We start from the raw sequence: 22662 nt of genomic DNA on the forward strand, positions 1-22662 counted from the left end.
GCAAGGTAAATTTAACTTTCGTTGATAATAAGCTTAGAAGGGTGTTTGGGATGAAGTTTGGGCTTATATTGAGCCAGCGTTAAGCCGACAAAAACCAAACCACCACCAGTTAAGTGAAACTGAGTAGGATGCACACCCAGTAGCAGCACGCTAATGCTAGCGGTAAAGATCGGCACTAAATTCATAAATAAAGTCGCCCGTTCTGCGCCAATGAAAGCCACGCCTTTTAACCAGCACCAAGGGGCAATAATCGAGGCGGCAAGGGCCGCAAAACCGACCATTGGCCAAGCGTTGTTTTCAATGCCCCAATGCTGGCTTGAAAAGAGTAGCGGCAGCTGTAATAACGCGCCAAGCAATACCTGACAATAGACCGCGCACCACGTTGTTAAAGGCAGTTTTCATTTATTAAGTAGCACGGAATACAAGGCATAGGCACAAGTAGAGGCGAGCATCAACAGATCACCTTGTTTTAAGCCTTGTTCCATTAATTGCAAAGGGTTTCCTTCAGTCAGCATATACAGTAAGCCAGAGAAAGAAATCGCCGCACCGATGAATGTGGTTTTACGTAACTGAGAGCCTAACAGAGGCACCGCAAGGAAAAGGCCAATCAATGGCATTAGAGACAGAAATATCGCAATGTTAGTGGTGCTGGTGGTGTAGGCCGCGTAATACGCCAAACTTTGATTGAGCACCATCGAGTACGGTGAGTTTGATTAAGTGACGTTTAACCACGCCCCATTGCTTTATTACTGAGAGTAAACAGAAAGGGCTGAGTACGAGTAAGGCGACAAACCAACGATAAAAAGCAATCGCCCCAGGCTCAATGGTTGCAGTTGCCATTTTGCTTACAACGGCATTGGTCGCCCAAATTGCGACGGCAAAAATGGGAAATAAGCACTGAATAAATAATCTACGGTTCAATATGGTCATCATCGTTCCTCGTGGAGAGTGTTATCTGTCCATTGTTTTAAGTTTTGATAAAACGTTTTACCTCTAGGCTAGAGTGTGGCACGAAAAGTTGGATAGCCAGTAGGTTCGATCGGACAGAGAGTTGGCAGATTCAGACAAGTTGATACCGGAGTCAGTAACATGACAAAGAAAAAACATCAAATCCAACCTTTATGCCTAAGTTAGTGGAACAATTGCCAAGCTCAGTGTTTGTGCATTATTTTCATATTGCGGGTGGCACAGAAACCATGACTCACCAGCATGATTGGGGGCAGGTGCATTTGATCAAACAAGGTGTGCTTGAGATGGAAGTCAATGGACGCAAAATGGTCTCTCCTGCTGGTTTTGCGATTTGGACTCCAGCGCAAACCCCTCATCGAGCGTTTAACCGCCAAGATATTGAATATTGCGCGATCAACATTGATGTTTCGCACTCTCATCGTTTGCCAAATCAGGCTTGTATGATCGCCCTGCCACCTTTAGTGCTGGCGATTATTGATGATCTCGTAGCACGCAAAGTGGATAAAATCGACAGCCATCAAGATAGATGTTTAACCGATGTACTACTTGCGCGGTTAGCAAGCGCTCACCAAGTGGATGACTTTTTACCCACAACAACCGATCCGTTATTACAACCAATATTGGCAGAACTCGAAGCCAATCCGGCTAATCATTGCCCAATGTCTGAATGGGCCAAGCGAGCCTTTACCACCGAACGCACATTACATCGGCGCTTTCAAAAGCATTTACGCATGAGTTTTAATGAATGGCGTCAGAGGTTGAAGGTGGTGACGGCCTTGCAACTATTGAAGCAAGAAGAGTCGATCAGCCAAGTGGCTTATCAGTTAGGCTACAGTGATGCTTCGGCATTTATTAAGATGTTTCGTAAGCATACCGGATTAACGCCTGCTGTTTATCGACAAAAAATCACTGAAACTTTAGAAAAGGAAATCTTATGAGTTTATTTAAAAAGTTTACGCAGGCACTATCAGGTGGGAAGCCACAAGATTTTTCGTATTTAGCACAATTGAGTGATAAGCAGCTACAGGCACTTACCACCGATGGACAATCAAAAGCAGAAAAGTATGCCGCGCAGCAGGAGTTGTTAAGAATGGCGTTACACTAAATGTGAGGTAATACATTGTTGGGACATGATTGTTATCCGCATGATTGCACTTATAGTGATAATTCCGCTTTTTTGGGATATTCAGCTTTGTAGAAAAGAAACTTCTTGTTTATTTTTAGGTGCTCACAAGAGTAAATAATAAACAAGGAGCTGTTTGAATGTATCGTCATTATAAAATATCGAAAATAGCCGCTTTAATTGGCTTTAGTGCTGCTCTGGGAGGGAATGTATCTTCGGCTTTGGCTCAGGAAGTCAATGTACCGAGAACAGCATTTGTACATTTATTTGAATGGCCATGGGCTGATATTGCCACGGAATGTGAAACTATTTTAGGACCTAAAGGTTATTCAGCGGTTCAAGTATCCCCTCCGAACTTGAGTATAGATGGCTCGGCTTGGTGGACGCGTTACCAACCAGTAAGTTATGAAATTTCAGGACGAAGTGGTGATCGTAATGCCTTTATTAATATGGTCCAACGTTGCAAGGCATCAGGCGTTGATATCTATGTTGATGCGGTGATTAACCATATGGCCGCTTGGAATCGAGACTTCCCCCGAGTGCCTTATTCCTCTAATGACTTTAATAACTGCACGACGCCAATCAATTATCAAAATCGTTGGCAGGTACAAAACTGTGATCTTTCTGGGTTGAATGATTTAAAGACTGGGTCGGATTATGTACGTCAAAAAATTGCCGATTACCTCAACGATATGACGCAAATAGGGGTGGCTGGTTTTCGAATTGATGCCGCCAAACATATACCTAGCGAAGATATTGCCGCGATAAAATCTAAGCTAACGGGCAGCCCTTATATTTTCCAAGAGGTAATTGGTGCCTATGGTGAACCTATTACGCCATTTGAATATACAGGAAATGGAGATGTGACGGAATTTGGCTACGAAAGGGCGATTGGGGATAAATTTCAAAATGGAGGAATTAACGAGTTAAAAGATTTAAAAACATGGCCGGGCATGCTACCAAGCGATAGTGCAGTAGTCTTCGTTGCTAACCATGATGATGAACGACACAATGAAGGGGCCACGTTAACCCATTTAGATGTAGGTGATTTGTACTATATCGGAAACATTTTTATGTTGGCTTACCCATATGGTTACCCGAAGGTGATGTCGGGTTATTATTTTGGCGGGAATTTTGATCAGGGCCCACCAAGTTCAGGCGCTAACTCTGGCAATGCATGTGGATTTGATGGTGGAGATTGGGTTTGTGAGCACCGTTGGCGTGGTATCGCCAATATGGTGTCTTTTCGAAATCATACCGCCAATGAATTTATGCTTAACAATTGGTGGGATGACGGTTATAACCAAATTGCTTTTGGTCGAGGCAGTTCAGGGTTTGTGGTGATTAACCGAGACGATAATAAGGCTATAAATAGAAGCTTCCAAACAAGTATGCCTGCGGGAGAATATTGCGACATTATTAACGGAAATTACGATGAAGCAACACATACGTGCAGCGGACCAACTATCTCGGTTAATACCGAAGGTATGGCTTATTTTACCGTGAATACGGTTAGTGCCTCAGCAATACACATCGGTGCTAAAATTGGCGGTTGTTCAGGTAGTGAATGCAACCCCGATCCAAACCCCATTACGCTAGAAATAGCCAGTACAGCAGTCTGTTTGAGTAACGATCGAAGCTTTACGAATCCAACTGTGTATTTTTGGGGGGCACAACCTTCTGAACGCGTAGTAAATGCTACGTGGCCAGGAGAAAGTATGGTGAAAAAAGGAAATTATCATTGTTATGATCTTGGCGCAGAAACTGATGCCATCAACATTATTTTCAATGATAATGGTGCTAACCAAACGGAAGATTTACGAATGCAAGGTAATCATTGTTACGATAACGGGACATGGAAATCGTTAGCGGATTGTGGCTTTAACGTGACGACTTCAAATCCTAGTTTACCGGTAAGTGACCTTGCTAAGGTGTGTTACGACAATAACCAATACTTCGATAGTCCGACAATTTACTATTGGAATGTAGTAACAGAATCAGGTAGTAGCATCAGCGATGCTACTTGGCCAGGTGTACCGTTAACGCAAGTTGGAAATCAATATTGTTATGAATTTTCAGAATCAATTGAAAGTCTCAATCTGATTTTTAGTAATAATGGCAGCAATCAAAGCAGTGACCTTAGTACTACTAAACAAGCTACTTGTTATAAAAATAATACTTGGACAGCATTAGAGAACTGTATCTGACTTATGCTTATACACAAGTTGTTGCAATAGTATTTTCAAATGTGAAGGGGTTATCTGATATAAAAAAGGCTTACGAATTATCGTAAGCCTTTCTTATTCAAACTAATTTAATCTTAGTTCATGCCGTATTTTTTTAGCTTCTTGCGAAGTGTGCCACGGTTGATGCCCATCATGTTCGCTGCGCGAGTTTGGTTGCCGCGAGTGTACTGCATCACCATGTCTAGCATTGGTTGTTCAACTTCTGCTAATACTAATTCGTAAAGATCGTTAACGTCTTGGCCATTTAACTGAGCAAGGTAGTTCTTTAAAGATGCTTTAACAGAGTCACGAAGTGGCTTCTGTGTGATCTGGTCTTGTGATGTAACAGTAGTAACTGTGAATGGTTCTGAAGTCAGATTTTGTTCGAACATAATTAGTCTTAGCTCTTCTTCTGGTAATTAAATACTCTTGGTATAAAAATAATTTCTCAGCACATCGATTTGCTGTGAGGCATCTTCGATGGCGTTGAAAACACGGCGGAACTCACCTTCATCATCATGTTCTTTTAAGTACCAACCGACGTGTTTACGTGCGATACGAGGCCCTAAAAACTCGCCATAAAACTCATGTAAAGCCTGAACATGACCAATGAGGATGTCTTGCACTTCTTCCATTGGAAGCGGTGGCAAGTGCTCTCCCGTTTGTAAATAGTGTTGGATTTGTTTAAAAATCCACGGTCGACCTTGGGCGGGCCTACCTATCATCAGAGCATCCGCACCGGTGTAATCGAGTACGTATTTCGCTTTTTCTGGGCTATCAATATCACCATTGGCAATCAATGGGATTGAGATAGCTTGTTTCACGGCTCTGATACTGTCGTATTCTGCGTCGCCTTTGTACATGCAAGCGCGAGTTCTCCCGTGGAGCGCTAACGCTTGAATGCCACATTGCTCGGCCATCTTGGCAATCTCAACACAGTTTTTATTGTCTGTGTCCCATCCCGTGCGCGTTTTTAGGGTTACCGGAACCTCAACTGCATTCACCACAGCTTTCAATATCTGTTTGATAAGATCAGGGCGCTGCAATAACGCGGAGCCTGCCAGTTTTTTATTCACTTTTTTTGCTGGGCAGCCCATGTTGATGTCGATGATTTGCGCACCATTTTCAACACTGACTTGCGCAGCTTGTGCCATGAGATCAGGATCCGCTCCCGCAATTTGTACACTGCGAATGCCCGATTCGCCTTCATGTACCATGCGTTGGAGTGATTTGGATGTGTTCCAAACTTTTGGGTTAGAGGACATCATTTCACTGACGGCCATTCCTGCCCCATATCGAAGGCACAATTCACGAAATGGCCTATCGGTTACTCCAGCCATTGGGGCAACAATGAGGTTATTCGGTAGTGTGTAATTTCCGATTTTCAAAACAGCATCACAGTTCATCACAGCAAGGGCGCGCATTTTACGCATTTTTTCGAGGTGTGAAAAGACTAATATTTAACCATTTCACAAATAGTTTTGTAAATCGTCTGATTTTCAGTCAATTAGCTCGTTGCCCAAGCTGAAATAAATGGCTAGGCTTTCTTTTAGTCTTATTTCTTTTGGCCCTATTTCTTTTGACCAGAAATGCGACACCATTCTTGTAGCTCAATGATTGGATCAAGCTCGAACGCGTCTTGGTAGTAGGTCGCGACATCGGCCGCTTGTGAGTCGAGTACGCCAGACATCGCCAGTAAGCCGTTTGGTTTGACTAGGTTTGTGATGACACCTGAAAGCTCGCGTAGAGGGCCTGCTAGGATGTTAGCGACCACGACGTCAGCGATTAGGCCTTCAGGTTGGTCTTGAGGTAGGAACAGCTCTAATTGATCGGCGACGCCATTGCGCTCGGCATTATCGCGTGAAGCTAGAATGGCTTGTGGGTCGATATCAATACCGATCACTTTAGCTGCGCCCAATTTGATGGCGGCAATCGCGAGAATGCCAGAACCACAACCAAAGTCGATCACGGTTTTGCCTGTTAAATCGAGGCCTTCTAGCCACTCTAAACACACAGAAGTGGTTGGATGGGTGCCAGTACCAAATGCAAGACCAGGATCTAGCATCACGTTGACGGCGGTTGGATCTGGAATTTCGCGCCAGCTTGGGCAAATCCATAAACGTTTGCCAAATTGCATTGGGTGGAAGTTGTCCATCCATTCGCGTTCCCAGTCTTTATCTTCAATTTGCTCAATTTTGTAAGCGAAATCGTCGCTAAGCATGTTGCTGCCTTTGATTTGGCTTAATACGTGTTGGGTATCAACTTCCGCATCGTACAGCGCTAAGATGTCGGTTTCGCCCCATAAGCGCGTCTCACCCGGTAATGGCTCGAACACCGGCGTGTCTTTGGCGTCCAGAAAAGTGACAGATAATGCGCCAGTTTCTTCCATTAACATATCACCGATGGCTTCGGCGTTGGTGTCGGTCGCGTTGAGTTTGATTTGAATCCAAGGCATGGGATCGGCCTCTAGTTAGGTTAATTCGGATAAATAGAAATTGAGGCGAAGTTTAGCAGATGCGCTTCGCCTTGTAGAGATTATATACAGTCTTCTTATTATGCGGTTTGCAGTTGCGTGTTGGGTTTGAGTTTACTGCCAATGATAAAGGTGATTAACCCAAACAGTAGCGTTGGCACAATCGCATTGACTCCCGCCATATCAGGTTTAAAAGTGCTAAAGCCGATATAAGACACTAATCCCACAATCATGGAAGCAAAGGCGCCGGTGGCTGAGGCGTTTTTCCAGTACAGCCCTAATACCAATGGCCATAAGAACACCGCTTGCATGCCGCCAAACGCGAGTAGGTTGAGCCAAATGATCATATCGGGCGGATTCAGTGCCGCCACAAACACCAAGGCAGCAAAGATGCCCGTGACCCAGAGCGACAGTTTTGGCAGGCTTTTTTCGGCTTTTTCACCTTGCGCCATCGAAGGGTTGATGTAGTTGATGTATAAATCTTTGAGCAGGGTCGCTGACGCTTGAATGAGCTGTGAATCAATGGTCGACATAATTGCCGCCATTGGGCCGGCTAAGAAAATGCCCGCAACCACTGGAGGTAATACGGTGATCATCAAGGTTGGCATGATCTGATCGGGGCTGCCGATATCCGGCACAATGGCACGGCCAAACGCGCCGGCTAAATGCATTCCAAGCATCAGTAACGCGACCATGATGGTGCTGATCACCATGCCTTTGTGCAGAGAGGCGCTGTCTTTGTACGACATACACCGCACCGCCGCGTGCGGCAAGCCAATCACACCAAAGCACACCAGCACCCAAAAACTCATCATAAACGGGCCAGTGAGGAAATGATCAGGGCCATAAGGCGTGATCAGTGCTGGGTCGATATTGTGTAAATCTGTGACGATTTCGCCAATACTGCCTCCGGCGTGCACAATGCCCACCAGTAAGGCAATGGTGCCGATGATCATCATGATGCCTTGCAGCGTATCGGTCATCACTACCGCGCGAAAACCGCCGATGGTGGTGTACAAGCCAACAGTGATGGCAAAAATCATCAAACCATGAGTATAAGAAAGCCCAGTAACGGTTTGCAGCAAACGCGCGCCACCGACAAACTGAACTACCATGGTGCCAAAGAAAGCCAGTAATAATGACAGAGAGGCAAAAATCACCACGCCACGATTTTGATAGCGAGCGTACAGCATGTCATTGAGGGTTAACGCATTATGACGACGCGCTTCAATGGCAAACTTCTTACCTAATACGCCTAAGGTTAACCAAGTAGCCGGTAGTTGGATCATCGCCAGCAATACCCAACCTAGGCCCATTTTATATGCCGCACCCGGTCCACCAATAAAAGAGCTCGCACTTGCATAGGTGGCAGCCAGTGTCATCGCCAGCACAAATCCGCCCATGCTACGGCCACCGACTAAGTATTCGTTTAAAAAGCCTTTTTTATTACTGTGCTTGCTGCTCCAAAACGCCAGTGCGAATACGGCAATTAAGTAAAGAATGAGTGGGATTAAAATCAGGTTATTCATGATGGACTTCTTGCTTAGCTTTGTTGATTGCGTTGTTGTCTTGCATATCGTGTTCATGCTCTATTTCTAGTGACATATCGCGATAAATCCATTTCACCATCGCGGCGCATAATAACGTAAACACAATCGGGCCTATCACGCAGGCAACCAAAAACCATAAAGGAAAACCGAAATATAACCTTGGCATCGCAGCCATATTGTCAGGATCTGGCGCTAAGCCATACGCAGAAATCGCCCACCAAGCCATATAAGCCAAGGCAAGCCCAATCGCCCACTTAGCTTCTTTGTGGGCTTGTTGATAGCGTGCATCAAGAGTTTTCATGAAGCGACCTGTTGAATGGATGAGGGAGGGCATTTTTGCAAACAATAGGCGGAAAGACAAATGATGATAGGCAGATAGGGGGCGAGTGCCTAGTTTCTAGGAAAGTGTGGCTCGTATTTCGGGCGCTTCGCTGCTCGTTTCTCGAATAAAGAAAGGAGCGGGATTCGAGGACGCTCCGCTCGAGAGCCGAAAAGAATTCTGTTGCGCGTTACGAGTTTGGTGTCGCGTGGAAGATCGGTTCCAAGAACGCTTGCTTTTACTCGAAATATACCATTCACAACAAAGAAACTGTCATTCCTGCCGAGCCTTAGCGAGAGCGGGAATCTAATCACAGCGCGCTGAAGATAGATCCTCGATGTCGCCTAGACTCATCAAGGATGACAGCTTTTTGTATCACTTATTAACGCTCTTTCTCTTTCAAGCAACGAGCAGCGCAGCGCCCGAGCACCGAGAATCGCAAAAAAAAGACCGCAGTTCTCACCACGGTCTCTTATCTTTTCCTAGTAACTAGGGACTAGACCCTAGCAACCGACTTTTATTGTAAGCCTAACTTCTTCTCAAGGTAGTGAATATTCGCACCACCGTGTTGGAAGTTTTCATCATTCATGATGTCGAGCTGCAGAGGAATGTTGGTTTTGATGCCATCGATGATCGCTTCACCTAATGCATTCTTCATACGAGCAATCGCTACATCACGGTTTTCACCGAATGTGATCAGCTTGCCGATCATTGAATCGTAGTGTGGCGGTACTGAGTAGCCAGCATACACGTGAGATTCCCAACGAACGCCCATGCCACCTGGTGGGTGGAAATGTTCGATTTTGCCTGGGCAAGGTAGGAAGCGCACTGGATCTTCCGCATTGATACGACATTCCACCGCATGGCCGCGGATCTTGATGTCGTTTTGCGTGAAGGATAAAGGCTGACCTGCTGCAATGCGTAATTGCTCTTTGATAAGGTCGATGCCGGTCACCATTTCAGTCACTGGGTGCTCTACCTGAATACGGGTGTTCATTTCAATGAAGTAGAACTCGCCGTTTTCGTATAGGAATTCGAATGTGCCTGCGCCGCGGTAACCAATTTCGATACATGCGCGAGTACAACGTTCACCGATGTATTGGCGCATCTCTTCAGTGATACCTGGTGCTGGTGCTTCTTCCACCACTTTTTGGTGACGACGTTGCATAGAACAGTCACGCTCACCTAAGTGAATCGCGCCGCCTTGACCGTCAGCCAACACTTGAACTTCGATGTGACGAGGGTTTTCTAGGTATTTCTCCATGTAAACCATGTCATTGTTGAAGAACGATTTTGCTTCAGAACGTGTCATCGCAATCGCTTCAACCAGATCTTCGTCTTTACGAACCACACGCATACCACGACCGCCGCCGCCACCAGAGGCTTTGATGATCACTGGGTAGCCAATGCGTTTAGCAAAAGCGCGGTTTTTCGCGTCGTCATCGTCAAGCGGGCCATCAGAACCCGGAACACAAGGAACGCCTGCTTTTTTCATGGCGTTGATAGCAGACACTTTGTCACCCATTAGGCGAATGGTTTCTGCTTTCGGGCCAACGAAAATGAAGCCTGATTTTTCCACTTGCTCAGCGAAATCAGCGTTCTCAGATAAGAAGCCGTAACCTGGGTGAATCGCCACTGCGCCTGAAACTTCAGCCGCAGAAATGATGCGTGGAATGTTTAAGTAGCTGTCAGAACTACGCGCAGGACCAATACAAATCGTTTCGTCTGCAAGTAGTACGTGTTTTAAATCGCGGTCAGCGGTTGAGTGAATCGCGACCGTTTTAATGCCTAGCTCTTTACATGCGCGAAGAATACGCAAGGCGATTTCACCTCGGTTCGCGATGACAATTTTATCTAGCATTGTATTGCCTCTTGTTGCTGTGTGAATGGGGAATGCGCTGTTAAAAAACAGACTTACTCAATCACAACAAGTGGTTGATCAAACTCAACAGGTTGGCCGTCTTCCACTAGGATAGCTTTAACCACACCTGATTTGTCTGCTTCGATTTGGTTCATCATTTTCATCGCTTCAACGATGCAAAGTGTTTGACCTTCTTTAACCGTTTGGCCAACTTCGATGAAAGATTTCGCTTCAGGGCTTGGAGAGCGGTAGAAAGTACCCACCATTGGCGATAGGACTTTGTGACCGGTTTCTACTGCTGCCGCTGGAGCCGGTGCTGCTTCTTCAGATACTGCTGGAGCCGGTGCAGCCGCAGGCGCTGCTTGAGCTGGTGCTACAGAGTATTGAACTGGAGCCGCAGGAGCCGCTTGATTGCTGTAGCGGTTGATGCGTACTGATTCTTCACCTTCAGAGATTTCAAGTTCAGCAATACCAGATTCTTCTACTAATTCGATAAGCTTCTTGATTTTACGAATATCCATAATATGTTCTCTATTAGTTTAATAATTCATGTCCAAACAATAGCTTGGCTACCGTTTATGTGTTAGCAAGACAAGTTGACTTGCTGATATCGAAGACGAGTGCACTAAGCCGATGCTTGGCTTAAGTGTGCGTGCGCCGCCGACAGTGCAAATTGATAACCTTGAGCGCCCAAGCCGCAGATCACGCCCACTGCCTTATCTGATAGATAGGAGTGATGGCGAAAAGGTTCCCGCGCATGTACGTTCGATAGGTGAACTTCAATGAAAGGAATATTAACCCCAAGCAGGGCATCACGCAGTGCAACACTGGTATGGGTAAACGCCGCAGGGTTGATAATGATGAAATCGATGCTGTCGTGTGCCGCATGAATCGCTTCAATCAATTCATATTCACGATTCGACTGAAGGTGCGACAGTTGGATGCCTAAGTCTTTGGCTTGTGCTTCCAAGCGAGCAACAATATCGGTCAATGTATTCGAACCATAATGCGTCGGTTCACGTAACCCGAGCAAATTAAGATTCGGTCCGTTTAAGACAAGAACTCGTAATTTTGCTGACATTGTGTGGCTAATATCCGTTAAATTGAATGTAAAATGCATCATGTCATATTTTTGATGCTTTGCTAAGTAAGATAGCAAAAAAATTGACCATGCATATACTAATTTCGCTAATTATAGCGAATTCAACGCAAATCGCAGCAAATTACTGGTCTAATGAGGTTTAAATCGATTTTCGGAGGCTCGTAACTCGTAGCTCGATATTGATGTGGAATGCTTATCGACAATGTTGAAATTCAGATCGCTTTTAAAAATTTCCATTATAAAAGTATTAAAACCTATACCTTAGTCTGATGATTTTTCTCTAATTCTCTAATTCTCTAATTCTCTAATTCTCTAATTCTCTAATTCTCTAATTCTCTAATTCTCTAGTGGAATTCTATGCGATGTTTGAGAAAGTTTTTTGCTTTTGCTTTTGCTTTTGCTTTTTCGAGACACGAGACACGAGACACGAGACACGAGACACGAGACACGAGACACGTAGCGCCCGAGAACCGAGCAACGAAAAAACCGCAGCCTAAGCCACGGTTTCTGTCGTTGATTTTTACACTTTAGATATAGCGATCGCTGCCGATTACACCAAATTCGCTTTTTCTTCGATAAGCTTATCCACCACACTTGGGTCCGCTAGGGTCGAAGTATCGCCTAGGTTGCTGGTGTCACCCGTTGCAATCTTACGTAAGATACGGCGCATGATCTTACCGGAGCGAGTTTTCGGTAGTGAGTCCGTCCAGTGCAATACATCTGGCGTCGCGATGGGACCGATTTCTTTACGTACCCAGTCTTTTACTTCTTTGTGCAATTCTGCGGATGGGAATTCGCCATCATTAAGCGTGATGTAGGCGTAAATCGCTTGGCCTTTAATGTCGTGTGGAATACCCACTATCGCCGCTTCAGCAATTTTATCAAATGCCACCAGAGCCGATTCAATTTCTGCGGTACCCATGCGGTGACCTGATACGTTTAATACATCATCGACACGGCCTGTGATCCAGTAGTAACCATCTTCATCTCGACGCGCACCATCACCTGTGGTGTAAACGCCTTTAAAAGTAGAGAAGTAAGTCTGCTCAAAACGTTCATGATCGCCATAAATGGTGCGCATTTGACCTGGCCATGAATCGGTGATCACAAGGTTACCTTCGGTCGCGCCTTCCAGTGGGTTGCCTTCGTTATCGAGCAGTGCTGGTTGTACGCCAAAGAATGGGCGAGTCGCAGAACCCGGTTTGAGCTCGGTCGCGCCTGGTAATGGCGTGATCAAAATACCGCCTGTTTCCGTTTGCCACCAAGTATCGACAATTGGGCAGCGCTCATCACCGATGGTTTTGTAATACCACTCCCACGCTTCTGGGTTAATGGGTTCACCTACCGAACCCATCACGCGTAAGCTCGAACGAGACGTGCCTTTAATCGCTTCATCGCCTTTTGCCATCAGAGCACGAATCGCGGTTGGCGCGGTGTATAAAATGCTGACTTGATGTTTATCCACCACTTCACTCATGCGGCTAGTGTTAGGGTAGTTTGGCACGCCTTCAAATAAGATGGTTTTCGCGCCGTTCGATAACGGGCCGTATACCAAGTAAGTGTGACCTGTGATCCAACCTACGTCAGCGGTACACCAGAACACATCGCCCGGTTGATAGTCGAATACATATTTAAACGTCATGGTGGAATATACTAAGTAGCCACCTGTGGTATGCAATACACCTTTAGGTTTACCGGTTGAGCCAGAAGTGTAAAGAATAAATAGTGGATCTTCAGCGTTCATTGGCTCGGGAGCACACTCAGGAGAGGCTTGCTCTGCGGCTTCGTGCCACCAAATATCACGCTCGCTATTCCATTCCACTTGCCCGCCAGTGCGTTGGAAAACCACCACGCTACGCACATCAGTTTCTGGGTTTTGTAGTGCTTTATCTACGTTGGCTTTTAATGGCACAGCACGTCCGCCTCGAATACCTTCATCCGCGGTGATCACGACTTTGGCATTCGAATCAATAATGCGGCCTGCCAAAGCATCTGGTGAGAAGCCACCAAAGACCACGGTATGAATCGCGCCAATACGGGTACACGCTAGCATAGCCACAGCGGCTTCTGGCACCATTGGCATGTAAAGACACACCACATCGCCTTTTTTCACGCCTTGTGATTTAAGTACGTTTGAGAAGCGGCATACTTTGTCATGCAATTGATTGAAGGTAATTTGAGCGTCATCTTTCGGGTCATCGCCTTCCCAAATAATCGCGACTTCATCACCACGTTCGGCAAGATGGCGGTCAATACAGTTCGCCGATACGTTCAATTGGCCATCTTCAAACCATTTAATATCAATGTTGCCTGGCTCAAACGAGGTGTTTTTCACTTGGGTGAATGGCTTAATCCAATCCACGATTTTGCCGTGTTTGCCCCAGAAACCTTGCGGATCATTGACAGACTCTTGGTACATGGAGAGATAAGTTTCATTATCAGCATGGGTTTGTTTAAGAATGTTGTCTTTGACAGGATGAATATGCACTTCACTCATGGGGCTCTCCTTGCTTGAGTTAGACTCAATGATTTGGATTTTTAAATTGTGTAGGGATGATTTGTTGTTATTGGTTTATACCCAAGTCACTTCAAGGTGCGAGTTTCAGCAAGATTAAAACAAGTTTTAGGCAAGGCAAATTGAATATGATCATAGTGATTCTATCTCTGTTCAATTTAACGCAGCATAAAGCTTGTTTTAACTTGCCCTTCGGGAGCTTCATCCAAGCCTTTATTCGGCGTCAGATTCGTTTGAAAGGTGCTTACATTCCTACGCGAATCTTCCTTGTTTAAAGACTTGGATGATAGCTCTGAATTCTGCACCTTGAAGTCACTTGGGTATATGTGTTTACTTTCTGCTCATCCGAATTTTTCTACAATTAGACTTTAGGCTTAGAGCTTGTAAATTAAGGGATTTTATCCGTGGTCCAGCCAGAAAATGCGAGCTCGATCTAATACCAATCGTACTAATTATCTGATCATCCTTGCTTGTTAAAAGGCTCGATAACGTCGTTGTAAATTTTGATTGTAGAATAACTACTTATCGAAAATTTTCTCCTTGTTCTCAAGCCTTTTTCCTTCGCAATTTCTGACCATCTAATTAGTGTGATTGGTATAATGTTTTTTATACGCCAAGCTTGGATTGGGTAAATGACCATAGGTGAGTCGCACATAAATCATGGCTGCGGTAATGGCGTCTTGCAGCGCATCATGTCGTTCTTGCAGTGGCAGTTCTAAGTGACGACAAATGGCTTCTAGGCTCAAGTCACAATAGGCATTAGGCAGCTGACGTTCGAGTTGCTCATGGTACAAGTGACTCACCTCGATTAAAGGGTTAGGCAAGGGGAAACCAAAGTGTTTTTTATAAGCTCGGTCTAAAATCGTTTTGTCGTAACGAATGTGATAACCCACTAACGGTCGATTGCCTATAAAGGCTAACAGCTTAGTTAACCCTTCTGGCTCGTTATAACCTTCGTTCAAATCATGGTGGCGCAATTGATGAATTTTGATCGATTGGCTCGTTAATGATTTGGGCGCTTTGAATTTGATATGAAACGGCTCGCTGGTGACAATTTTATTGTTGATGATTTTGGTTGCGGCGACCGTAACCAGTTCAGCTTGTTGTGGGTTTAAGCTGGTGGTTTCGCAATCTAATGACACAAACTCGCCTTTTGGAATTGAGCCAAAGAGTGATTGATAAGGAGAATTGGCTAGGCGGTAGAACCACCATAAACGCTGCAATCTATTCATAGGCATTACTCACGGATCTGATAGTGATAGCCGAGCCATTGTTTGAACTTTTTCACCACATGTAAGCTGTGACGTAGAAGATCACGTTCGGCTCGGTTTAGGGATTGCACATCCAATCGATTGTGGTTGTGTTGCTTGGCGAGTTGCTGTTCAAGTCGCCATTTTATAAAGAGCTTTAATGCTTCTGACAGGTTGTCGGCAGTGAGCGGCTCTAAAATGTGTTGGTTTTGTAGCTGCTCAATCCGCTCAAAAGTATTACTGCATATGACTTGGTGCTCTAAAGCTAAGGTTCGAATGCCATGGACGATAGGGAAAATGCCGCCTTGTTTAATATCAATGCCTTGCTTGTCTTGTTTTACTTGTCCAAAGAAGGTCAATGGCACGGCAAACCCAAGCGCAGGCCGAGCAAATTCCATCAGTGCGATTTCATTATTGTGCAGCACTTGGTGTAAGTGCTGGTGTAATGGTGCGAGTAACGACTCATTACCTGCGATGGCTCTGGCATCCGAAAAAATCGCCAATTTCATCACCGATTCTGGGTTGCTTTGTTGCGCCCAAGTTTGCAGGCACTTTTTCCAATCTAATTGATTCTTGACCCAATCTGGGTTATTCACCATGACTTTCCCCGGGCAAGGCGGGTAGCCGAGTTTTTGCAGCGCTGCGCTGAATGTTTCCATCAACGGGCCGAATTGATGCCAATGCAGGCCATCTTTGACAATCAGCGCATTATCTTGGTCGGTTTTCAGAATTTGTTCGCCGCGACCTTCTGAGCCCAGAACCACCAAACAACAGTGATCATGCAGATGCGCAGGCACAATCAATTCAAATGCTTTTTCCATGATTTGCTCGTTAATGGTCGAGATGAGCTCCATGATAAAGCGCGTGCGGATGCCATTGTGTTGCAGCGTTTGCACTAATTCTCGTTGTTGGCTGGCGGCTTGGTATAAATCGTCCAAATTATTGGCGTTGGCAATGCGTAGGGTGAGAACGTGCGAGTGGGTTGAAAAAGCGCTTAAAATTTGAGTGAGATGCAACATGCCAACGATTTGGCTGTCTTGTGTCACGGCAAGGCGTTTGCATTTATGGCGTGTCATGGTGATCATGGCATCGAACAGGTATTCCCCTTGTTCAACATGATGTACCGGAAAGCGAGCAATCTGTTCAACCGGGCTTTGTGGTGAATAGTTGTCTAACGTGATGGCGTGCAGCAAATCGGTACGCGTCACAATGCCAAAATTCAGCTTTTTCGCCGACTCTTGCTTCTTTGCTGGCTCTTGTTTGTTGGGCGATTCTTGGCTGGAAGACAATGTATTTGAATAGGACGATAAAACCGTTGCAGGCAAGGGAACGAGAGCCGCATCGGTGCCTTGTTGCTGCATACGCTCGACCGTCTGTTTCAGGCTGGTTTGTGGCTCGATCACAAGCGCTGGGCTGTAGATGGCCTCATCGACTTTAGTCAGAATAAATTCGGCCAAATTTTGTTGATTGTGCGCCAGTTCCATTGGTTGCTGGCGAGTAGACAGATTGCTATCAAAATAGGCCGCAAAATCGTGATTGGTTTGGTATAGATTGAGGAATACTTTTCGTGGCAGTAAATACGCCAAAGTATCTTCTAAAGCGGTATATCTATGCTTGATTGCGCCATCCAATACGGCACGCACATCGAACATATCTTCATGGGCATAATGGGCGAACACTTCTTTGCCATCATCGCTGGTTTCTTCAACGCCACCTTTGATCAGAATATACAAATGGCCGTCGCATTTTCCCGGGGTGAGTATGGTGTCGGATTGGCGAAAATAGGCGACATCAAGGCTTGAACGCAGCAAGGTTTGTTGTGCGGTCGATAAGCGATCAAATGGCGCTAATGTCATGTTGAATTTATCCGGCATAGCAACATCACTCACACGATTACAAGAGTCTTGAGTGTGGCTATTTTCAATTGTGGACGCTAGACGACTTTGGTCTATATCTAACTAACTTCAAGATGTGTTTCTCGTACTTGCTGGTGGAGTTTTCTATCGGCATTTATTCATTTGACGGAAAAAATCATCGTGAGATCACTTGGGTATAGATGGATTCGTTAGTGTAAAAAGGTGTGTTGTTAGCGGTGAGTCACAGGCATAATGGCGCTTTGTTTTTCAATGTTGTAGGCGAAATTTCCCATGCTCACTCCTTCTCCTTTTGGTTGGATATCCCAATACTTCTTTGGTTTTTTCTTTGTGTACGGGGTGTACCTGCCTTTCTGGGGAATTTGGCTTTCAGAGCAAGGGGTGTCTGCGGCTGACATCGGGGTTTTACTTGGGCTCGGTTTTGCCACGCGTTGTGTGGTCAACTTGATGGTGACGCCTCGCTTACATAAAGTCGAACATCTACTGCCTGCATTACGCATTATAACCTTGGGTTGTCTGATTTTTACCAGTCTGCATTTAGCCGCAGGGGGCAGTTTTCTTTGGTTGGCATTAGCGGTGATCGGATTTAACGCTTGTTTTGGGCCGGGGATGCCTTTATCGGATTCGGTGGCCAATTATTACAGCAAACTCAAATTGATTGATTATGGCCGCAGTCGCTTATGGGGTTCGGTGGCCTTTATTGTGGGTTCAACCTTGGTCGGTTATCTCGCCAATGGATTTGGCAGCGATATGATTATTTACACGGCAGCCGCGGGTCTATTAGTGACGGTGCTGATGTCGTTACGTCAACCTTCACAAATGCCCGTTACTCAAGCGGATGATGCAAAGAAAGCCAGACCGCCTTTGCTCGAGCTATTAAAGCAATGGCCAGTGATTAAGTTTTTATTGTTGGTGGCGTTGTTGCAGGGCTCGCATGCAGCTTATTACAGTTTTAGCTCGATTTATTGGAAAGAAGCCGGCATCGCGGAGTCGGCCATAGGCTATTTGTGGAGCTTTTCGGTGGTATCCGAAGTGTTACTGTTTGCATTTAGCGCGCGTTTGTTTGCTCGTTGGTCATTAAGAAGCATGTTTTTATTGGCGTCATTGGCGGTGATTGTGCGTTGGAGTGGTTTGGCGTTAACTCATGAGGTTTGGCTGCTAGCGATATTACAAACGCTGCACGGCATTACTTTCGCTCTGACGCATTTTGCCACTATTCGCTATATTCAACAGGCCGACGATAATCAAATGGTGCCCCTGCAATCGCTTTATAATGCTATTCCTTTGGGCGCATTTGTCGCGGCGATGACCGCATTGAGTGGCTGGGGTTATGAGTATTTACACGCAGGGATCTTCTGGGTGATGGCCGCGATGGGTGTGTTGGCGATATTCATCAAACTGGATGAGCGGGCTAAATAATCTTTTCTGAAGTTAAAGAACCTTTGCTGAAGTTAAATAACCTCAGCTGCGGATAACTAGAGTACAGGGTGAGTGCGCTGAACTCAGCGAGTTTTTGCACTTGGCCCACACTTCAACATCAAACTGATTGAGACTCACTCGCCCTCGTAGCACAATTTGTGTAAATACATGGATGTATGGTTTGAGGGCGTATGCAAGGATGGATAGTGATCCCCGTGTCATTGGCATATCTGGGGATATTGTTTTTAATCGCATGGTATGGCGATAGACAGAAAAGCTGGCTATATCGCTGGCGCCCTTGGATTTATAGCCTGTCAATTGCGGTGTACTGCACCTCTTGGACTTTCTACGGTACGGTGGGGCAAGCCAGTACTGATATGTGGTCGTTTCTTCCTATCTACTTAGCGCCTATTCTGGTGTTTACCTTTGGTTGGCGTATTTTGGCGCGCCTGATTTTAATTACCAAGCGTGAACACATTACCTCGATTGCTGACTTTATTGCCGCACGTTATGGCAAATCTCAAGGCTTAGCGATTACCGTCACCATCATTGCCGTGATTGGTATTTTACCCTACATCGCGTTGCAGTTGCGTGGTATTACCATGGGGCTTGAATTGGTTGCACCCAATCTGATGGAACAATTGGGTTACCAAGATCTGCAAGTGTCGTGGTTTGTGGTGTTGGTGATGTCGGTGTTTACCATGTTGTTTGGCACGCGCCATATTGATAACACCGAGCACCATCGCGGCATTATGATGGCTGTGGCGTTTGAGTCTGTGGTCAAGTTGTTTGCTTTCTTAGTCGTCGGCTTGTTTGTGGTGTATTTGATTTACCAATCACCAAACATCAGCTTCACTCAATTGAGCCAACAGTATTATCAAGCCCCGAACATGCCCAAGCTGATCATTCACATGGTGTTGACCATGGCGGCGATCATCTGTTTGCCGCGTCAGTTTCACACAATGATTGTGGAAAACGATCAAGCCAAAGATTTGCATGTTGCGAGACGCGTTTTCCCCGGTTATTTACTGCTGATGGGGCTCTTTGTACTGCCCGTTGCTTGGGCTGGGCAAGCGCTCCTTACTGGCACCAGCGCCGATTCTTATGTGATCAGTTTGCCGCTTTCGGTTGGTGCCGACACCATTGCTTTGTTGGCGTACCTTGGTGGTACGTCAGCGGCCAGTGGCATGGTGATTGTCTCAACCATTGCGCTAACCATCATGGTATCAAATGATTTAGTGTGGCCGATGTTACTGCGCCGAATGCGTTTATCTCAAGCCAGATCTGGTCAAATTGGCGGCTTATTGCTCAATGTTCGCCGTACCTTGATTGCTTTGCTATTGCTAGGTGCGTGGGGCTTTTATCAAATTTTAGATAAAGTGCCTTCGCTTTCCGTGATTGGTTTATTGTCTTTTGCTGCCATCGCTCAGTTTGCGCCTGCTTTATTAGGGGGCTTGTATTGGCGCAAAGGGAATCGACAGGGCGTGTACGTCGGTTTGATTGCGGGCTTCATTGTGTGGCTGTTCACGTTAATGCTGCAAACTAATATGTTGGCTGGCAGCGAAGATACTAACTTCTTAGTGTGGATGATGACGCCACCGGAATGGTTACAAGCCTTGAAGTTGCAGTCGTCTGATTGGGGCATGGCGTTAAGTTTGGTGGTGAATACCGCCGCGTACATTTTGGTATCGCTCATGACCCGCTCCAGTTTGAGTGACCGATTACAAGCGGCCTCTTTTGTTGGTACCCCTTTCCCTGAAAGTGAAGATGTCAGTTTGTATCAAAGCCGAGTGAGCGTGGCGGAACTAGAAATGCTGGCCTCTCGCTTTGTGGGACGTAAACGCGCGCGTATGGCATTTCAACTTTTTTGGGCGCAGCAACCACAAACGCAATTACCACAGCAACAAGCTTCAGCGCCATTAATTCGTCATACAGAGCGGGTATTGGCGGGGGTGTTTGGTGCTTCATCGGCAAGATTAGTGCTGACATCGGCATTGCAAGGTCGCAACATGCAGTTGGAAGAAGTGGCAGCCATTGTGGATGAGGCTTCTGAGTTATACGACTTTAGCCGTGGCTTATTGCAAGGAGCGATTGAGCATGTCAGCCAAGGGATTGCGGTGGTGGATAAACAACTGCGGCTGGTGGCGTGGAATCAACGGTATTTAGAACTCTTTGATTTCCCACCGGGCTTAATTCAAGTGGGGCGACCGATTGCCGATATTATTCGCCATAATGCACAACAAGGCTTATGCGGGCCGGGCGATCCCGAAGCACACGTGCGTCGCCGTGTTGAACATTTAGAGCGCGGAACCAAGCATACATCATCTCGCGTGCGTGACGATGGACAAGTGATTGAAGTGCAAGGTAACCCGATGCCAGGCGGTGGCTTTGTCATGAGTTTTTCTGATATCACCGCCTTCCGCCGCGCAGAACAAGCGTTAAAAGAAGCCAATGAAACACTGGAAGACCGAGTACAAGAGCGGACTCATGAGCTGGAAAATCTCAATACTAAGCTGGTTGCGGCAACGCGAGATGCGCAGCAAGCCTCACAATCAAAAAGCCGTTTATTGGCCGCCGTGAGCCATGATTTGATGCAGCCACTGAATGCCGCGCGTTTGTTTGCTTCTTCATTAACGGAAACCGCTCAAGACGACAACACCAAACAGTTTTCCGCTCATATCGAAAGTGCGCTCGGGGCGGCGGAAGACTTGATCAGTGACTTATTGGATATTTCCCGTTTGGAGTCAGGAAAAGTACCAACCGATGTGCATTGTTTTGCCTTGCATGAAGTGTTAGATAAGTTGGATGCCGAATTTAGCGTACTGGGTGCAGAGCATGGCGTGGAGTTTGAACGAGTGGCGACACAACTCAACGTCAGATCCGATCCGAAATTGCTGCGCCGAGTATTGCAAAACTTACTCACCAATGCGTTTCGTTATAGTCAGCAAGAAGGCCGCACAGGGCGAGTGTTGCTCGGTGTGCGCCGAATTAAAGATGAAGTGCGAATTGAAGTCTGGGATAACGGTATCGGTATACCTTATGAGAAGCAAGGGGAAATCTTTGAAGAGTTTACCCGAGTGGATGCCAACCGCGCCGATCAAGGGTTAGGCCTAGGGCTTGCGATTGCCCGAGGGATCACACGTTTACTTGGCCATGGTTTAGATCTGCGTTCTTGGCCGCAACAAGGCACGGTATTTTCTGTCACCTTACCACGCTGTTACAACGTGCCTTCGGTAGAAACGGTAGAAAAACCGGTTGAGCACGCACCACTGGCTAACATCAAAGTATTGTGTGTCGATAATGAGCCTGACATTTTACTCGGTATGCGCACCTTGCTCGAACGTTGGGGGTGTGAAGTTCGCACGGCGGTTGATTTAAAACAGAGTTTACAAGCGATAGAACAAGATTGGTGCCCAGAAGTGGTGTTCTCCGATTATCACCTCGACAATGGCCGCACCGGCTTGGAAGTGCTGGAACAATTGAGAATAAAACTTGGTGACAGTTTCGCCGGAGTGGTCATCAGCGCCGATCGCTCCGATGATGTCAATCAAGCCATTCACCAAGGGGGTTATCAGTTCTTGACTAAGCCAGTCAAACCGTTGAAATTAAGGGGTATATTGAATCGTTTATAAGGAAGTAAAACATGATGGGTGAATACCAAACTAAACAAGGTGTATTAGTGGAGATCTACCAAGGGCAAGTACGTATTGCCAATGGCGGCTTAGTGGTCAGTGATAAAGTGGACAATATTCACGCGATTACGATCAATACGCCTGATGGGCAAGGCAGTTTTTACCTCGCCATTGATGATTCCAATGCGCTGCTGTTTGTTGAAGATTTAGCGGAGCTTGAAGCGGTAGCGGATGTGCTTGGGATTGAGGTGGAGAAAGGATAAAAGGGGTTTTAGTCCCTAGTTTCTAGTTCCTGGGAAAAAAGCACAGAGATCGTGGTGAAAGCTGCGATCTTTTTTTCGATTCTCGGG

Annotated in this window: 20 protein-coding genes; 6 read left to right on the forward strand and 14 right to left on the reverse strand. The window is 46.0% G+C overall.

Going from position 1 to position 22662, the window contains the following annotated elements:
* Positions 1-11 precede the first annotated feature (11 nt).
* Genes Vgang_RS00550 through Vgang_RS00560 form a run of 3 tightly spaced genes read right to left on the reverse strand, consistent with a single transcriptional unit; the run spans position 12 to position 933 of the window.
* Positions 12-356, reverse strand: coding sequence for a DMT family transporter (locus tag Vgang_RS00550; protein ID WP_245879969.1), 345 nt, complete (start codon positions 354-356; stop codon positions 12-14).
* 42 nt (positions 357-398) lie between these two features.
* Complete coding sequence (locus tag Vgang_RS00555) at positions 399-695, reverse strand: DMT family transporter (RefSeq protein ID WP_264923456.1); 297 nt, start codon at positions 693-695, stop codon at positions 399-401.
* Positions 640-933, reverse strand: coding sequence for a DMT family transporter (locus Vgang_RS00560; protein WP_264923457.1), 294 nt, complete (start codon positions 931-933; stop codon positions 640-642). Before Vgang_RS00560 ends, Vgang_RS00555 begins: the two co-directional genes overlap by 56 nt.
* Before the next feature lie 188 nt (positions 934-1121).
* Here Vgang_RS00560 and Vgang_RS00565 point away from each other — a divergent pair, with 188 nt between their 5' ends.
* The 3 genes from Vgang_RS00565 (at position 1122) to Vgang_RS00575 (ending at position 4299) form a co-directional block, all read left to right on the forward strand.
* Entirely contained in the window at positions 1122-1907 is a 786-nt protein-coding gene (locus Vgang_RS00565; protein WP_105903399.1) for an AraC family transcriptional regulator, read from the forward strand.
* Positions 1904-2074: a hypothetical protein gene (locus tag Vgang_RS00570; protein ID WP_157946045.1), complete on the forward strand. Its 171-nt coding sequence runs from the start codon at positions 1904-1906 to the stop codon at positions 2072-2074. The genes Vgang_RS00565 and Vgang_RS00570 overlap by 4 nt, the downstream gene beginning before the upstream one ends.
* Positions 2075-2232: 158 nt before the next feature.
* Entirely contained in the window at positions 2233-4299 is a 2067-nt protein-coding gene (locus tag Vgang_RS00575) for a starch-binding protein (protein WP_105903400.1), read from the forward strand.
* Positions 4300-4412: 113 nt separating this feature from the next.
* On the opposite strand, the gene fis is transcribed toward Vgang_RS00575, so the two are convergent.
* The 11 genes from fis to Vgang_RS00630 form a co-directional block, all read right to left on the reverse strand.
* Entirely contained in the window at positions 4413-4709 is a 297-nt protein-coding gene (gene fis, locus Vgang_RS00580; protein WP_027695356.1) for a DNA-binding transcriptional regulator Fis, read from the reverse strand.
* Between the two features lie 27 nt (positions 4710-4736).
* Entirely contained in the window at positions 4737-5705 is a 969-nt protein-coding gene (dusB, locus tag Vgang_RS00585) for a tRNA dihydrouridine synthase DusB (protein WP_105903426.1), read from the reverse strand.
* Between the two features lie 182 nt (positions 5706-5887).
* Positions 5888-6772 carry a 50S ribosomal protein L11 methyltransferase gene (gene prmA, locus Vgang_RS00590; protein ID WP_105903401.1) on the reverse strand — a complete coding sequence of 295 codons (885 nt, stop codon included), beginning with the start codon at positions 6770-6772 and terminating at the stop codon, positions 5888-5890.
* Between the two features lie 98 nt (positions 6773-6870).
* Positions 6871-8319 carry a sodium/pantothenate symporter gene (panF, locus tag Vgang_RS00595; protein ID WP_105903402.1) on the reverse strand — a complete coding sequence of 483 codons (1449 nt, stop codon included), beginning with the start codon at positions 8317-8319 and terminating at the stop codon, positions 6871-6873.
* Positions 8312-8641, reverse strand: a complete 330-nt coding sequence (locus Vgang_RS00600) for a YhdT family protein (protein WP_105903403.1) — start codon at positions 8639-8641, stop codon at positions 8312-8314. The genes panF and Vgang_RS00600 overlap by 8 nt, the downstream gene beginning before the upstream one ends.
* A gap of 535 nt (positions 8642-9176) precedes the next feature.
* Positions 9177-10520, reverse strand: coding sequence for an acetyl-CoA carboxylase biotin carboxylase subunit (gene accC / locus Vgang_RS00605; protein ID WP_105903404.1), 1344 nt, complete (start codon positions 10518-10520; stop codon positions 9177-9179).
* Positions 10521-10573: 53 nt separating this feature from the next.
* Positions 10574-11041, reverse strand: a complete 468-nt coding sequence (gene accB, locus Vgang_RS00610) for an acetyl-CoA carboxylase biotin carboxyl carrier protein (protein WP_105903405.1) — start codon at positions 11039-11041, stop codon at positions 10574-10576.
* Positions 11042-11145: 104 nt separating this feature from the next.
* Positions 11146-11601 (reverse strand): type II 3-dehydroquinate dehydratase, encoded by a 456-nt coding sequence (gene aroQ / locus Vgang_RS00615; protein WP_105903406.1) that lies wholly within the window; start codon positions 11599-11601, stop codon positions 11146-11148.
* 571 nt (positions 11602-12172) lie between these two features.
* Entirely contained in the window at positions 12173-14119 is a 1947-nt protein-coding gene (gene acs / locus Vgang_RS00620; protein WP_105903407.1) for an acetate--CoA ligase, read from the reverse strand.
* Between the two features lie 596 nt (positions 14120-14715).
* Complete coding sequence (locus Vgang_RS00625; protein ID WP_105903427.1) at positions 14716-15369, reverse strand: 3'-5' exonuclease; 654 nt, start codon at positions 15367-15369, stop codon at positions 14716-14718.
* A 5-nt stretch (positions 15370-15374) separates the two neighbouring features.
* The gene (locus Vgang_RS00630) at positions 15375-17261 is read right to left on the reverse strand and encodes a DUF294 nucleotidyltransferase-like domain-containing protein (RefSeq protein ID WP_105903408.1); all 1887 of its coding nucleotides are present in this window, start codon (positions 17259-17261) and stop codon (positions 15375-15377) included.
* A 273-nt stretch (positions 17262-17534) separates the two neighbouring features.
* On the opposite strand from Vgang_RS00630, the gene Vgang_RS00635 reads away from it, so the two are divergent.
* From Vgang_RS00635 to Vgang_RS00645, 3 genes are all read left to right on the forward strand, one after another.
* A complete protein-coding gene (locus Vgang_RS00635; protein WP_105903409.1) occupies positions 17535-18680 on the forward strand; it encodes a 3-phenylpropionate MFS transporter in 1146 nt (381 codons plus the stop codon).
* Positions 18681-18871: 191 nt separating this feature from the next.
* The gene (locus Vgang_RS00640) at positions 18872-22312 is read left to right on the forward strand and encodes a hybrid sensor histidine kinase/response regulator (protein WP_105903410.1); all 3441 of its coding nucleotides are present in this window, start codon (positions 18872-18874) and stop codon (positions 22310-22312) included.
* An 11-nt stretch (positions 22313-22323) separates the two neighbouring features.
* Positions 22324-22575, forward strand: a complete 252-nt coding sequence (locus Vgang_RS00645) for a hypothetical protein (RefSeq protein WP_105903411.1) — start codon at positions 22324-22326, stop codon at positions 22573-22575.
* Positions 22576-22662: the final 87 nt, after the last annotated feature.

Source organism: Vibrio gangliei, assembly GCF_026001925.1.
GTDB lineage: Bacteria > Pseudomonadota > Gammaproteobacteria > Enterobacterales > Vibrionaceae > Vibrio > Vibrio gangliei.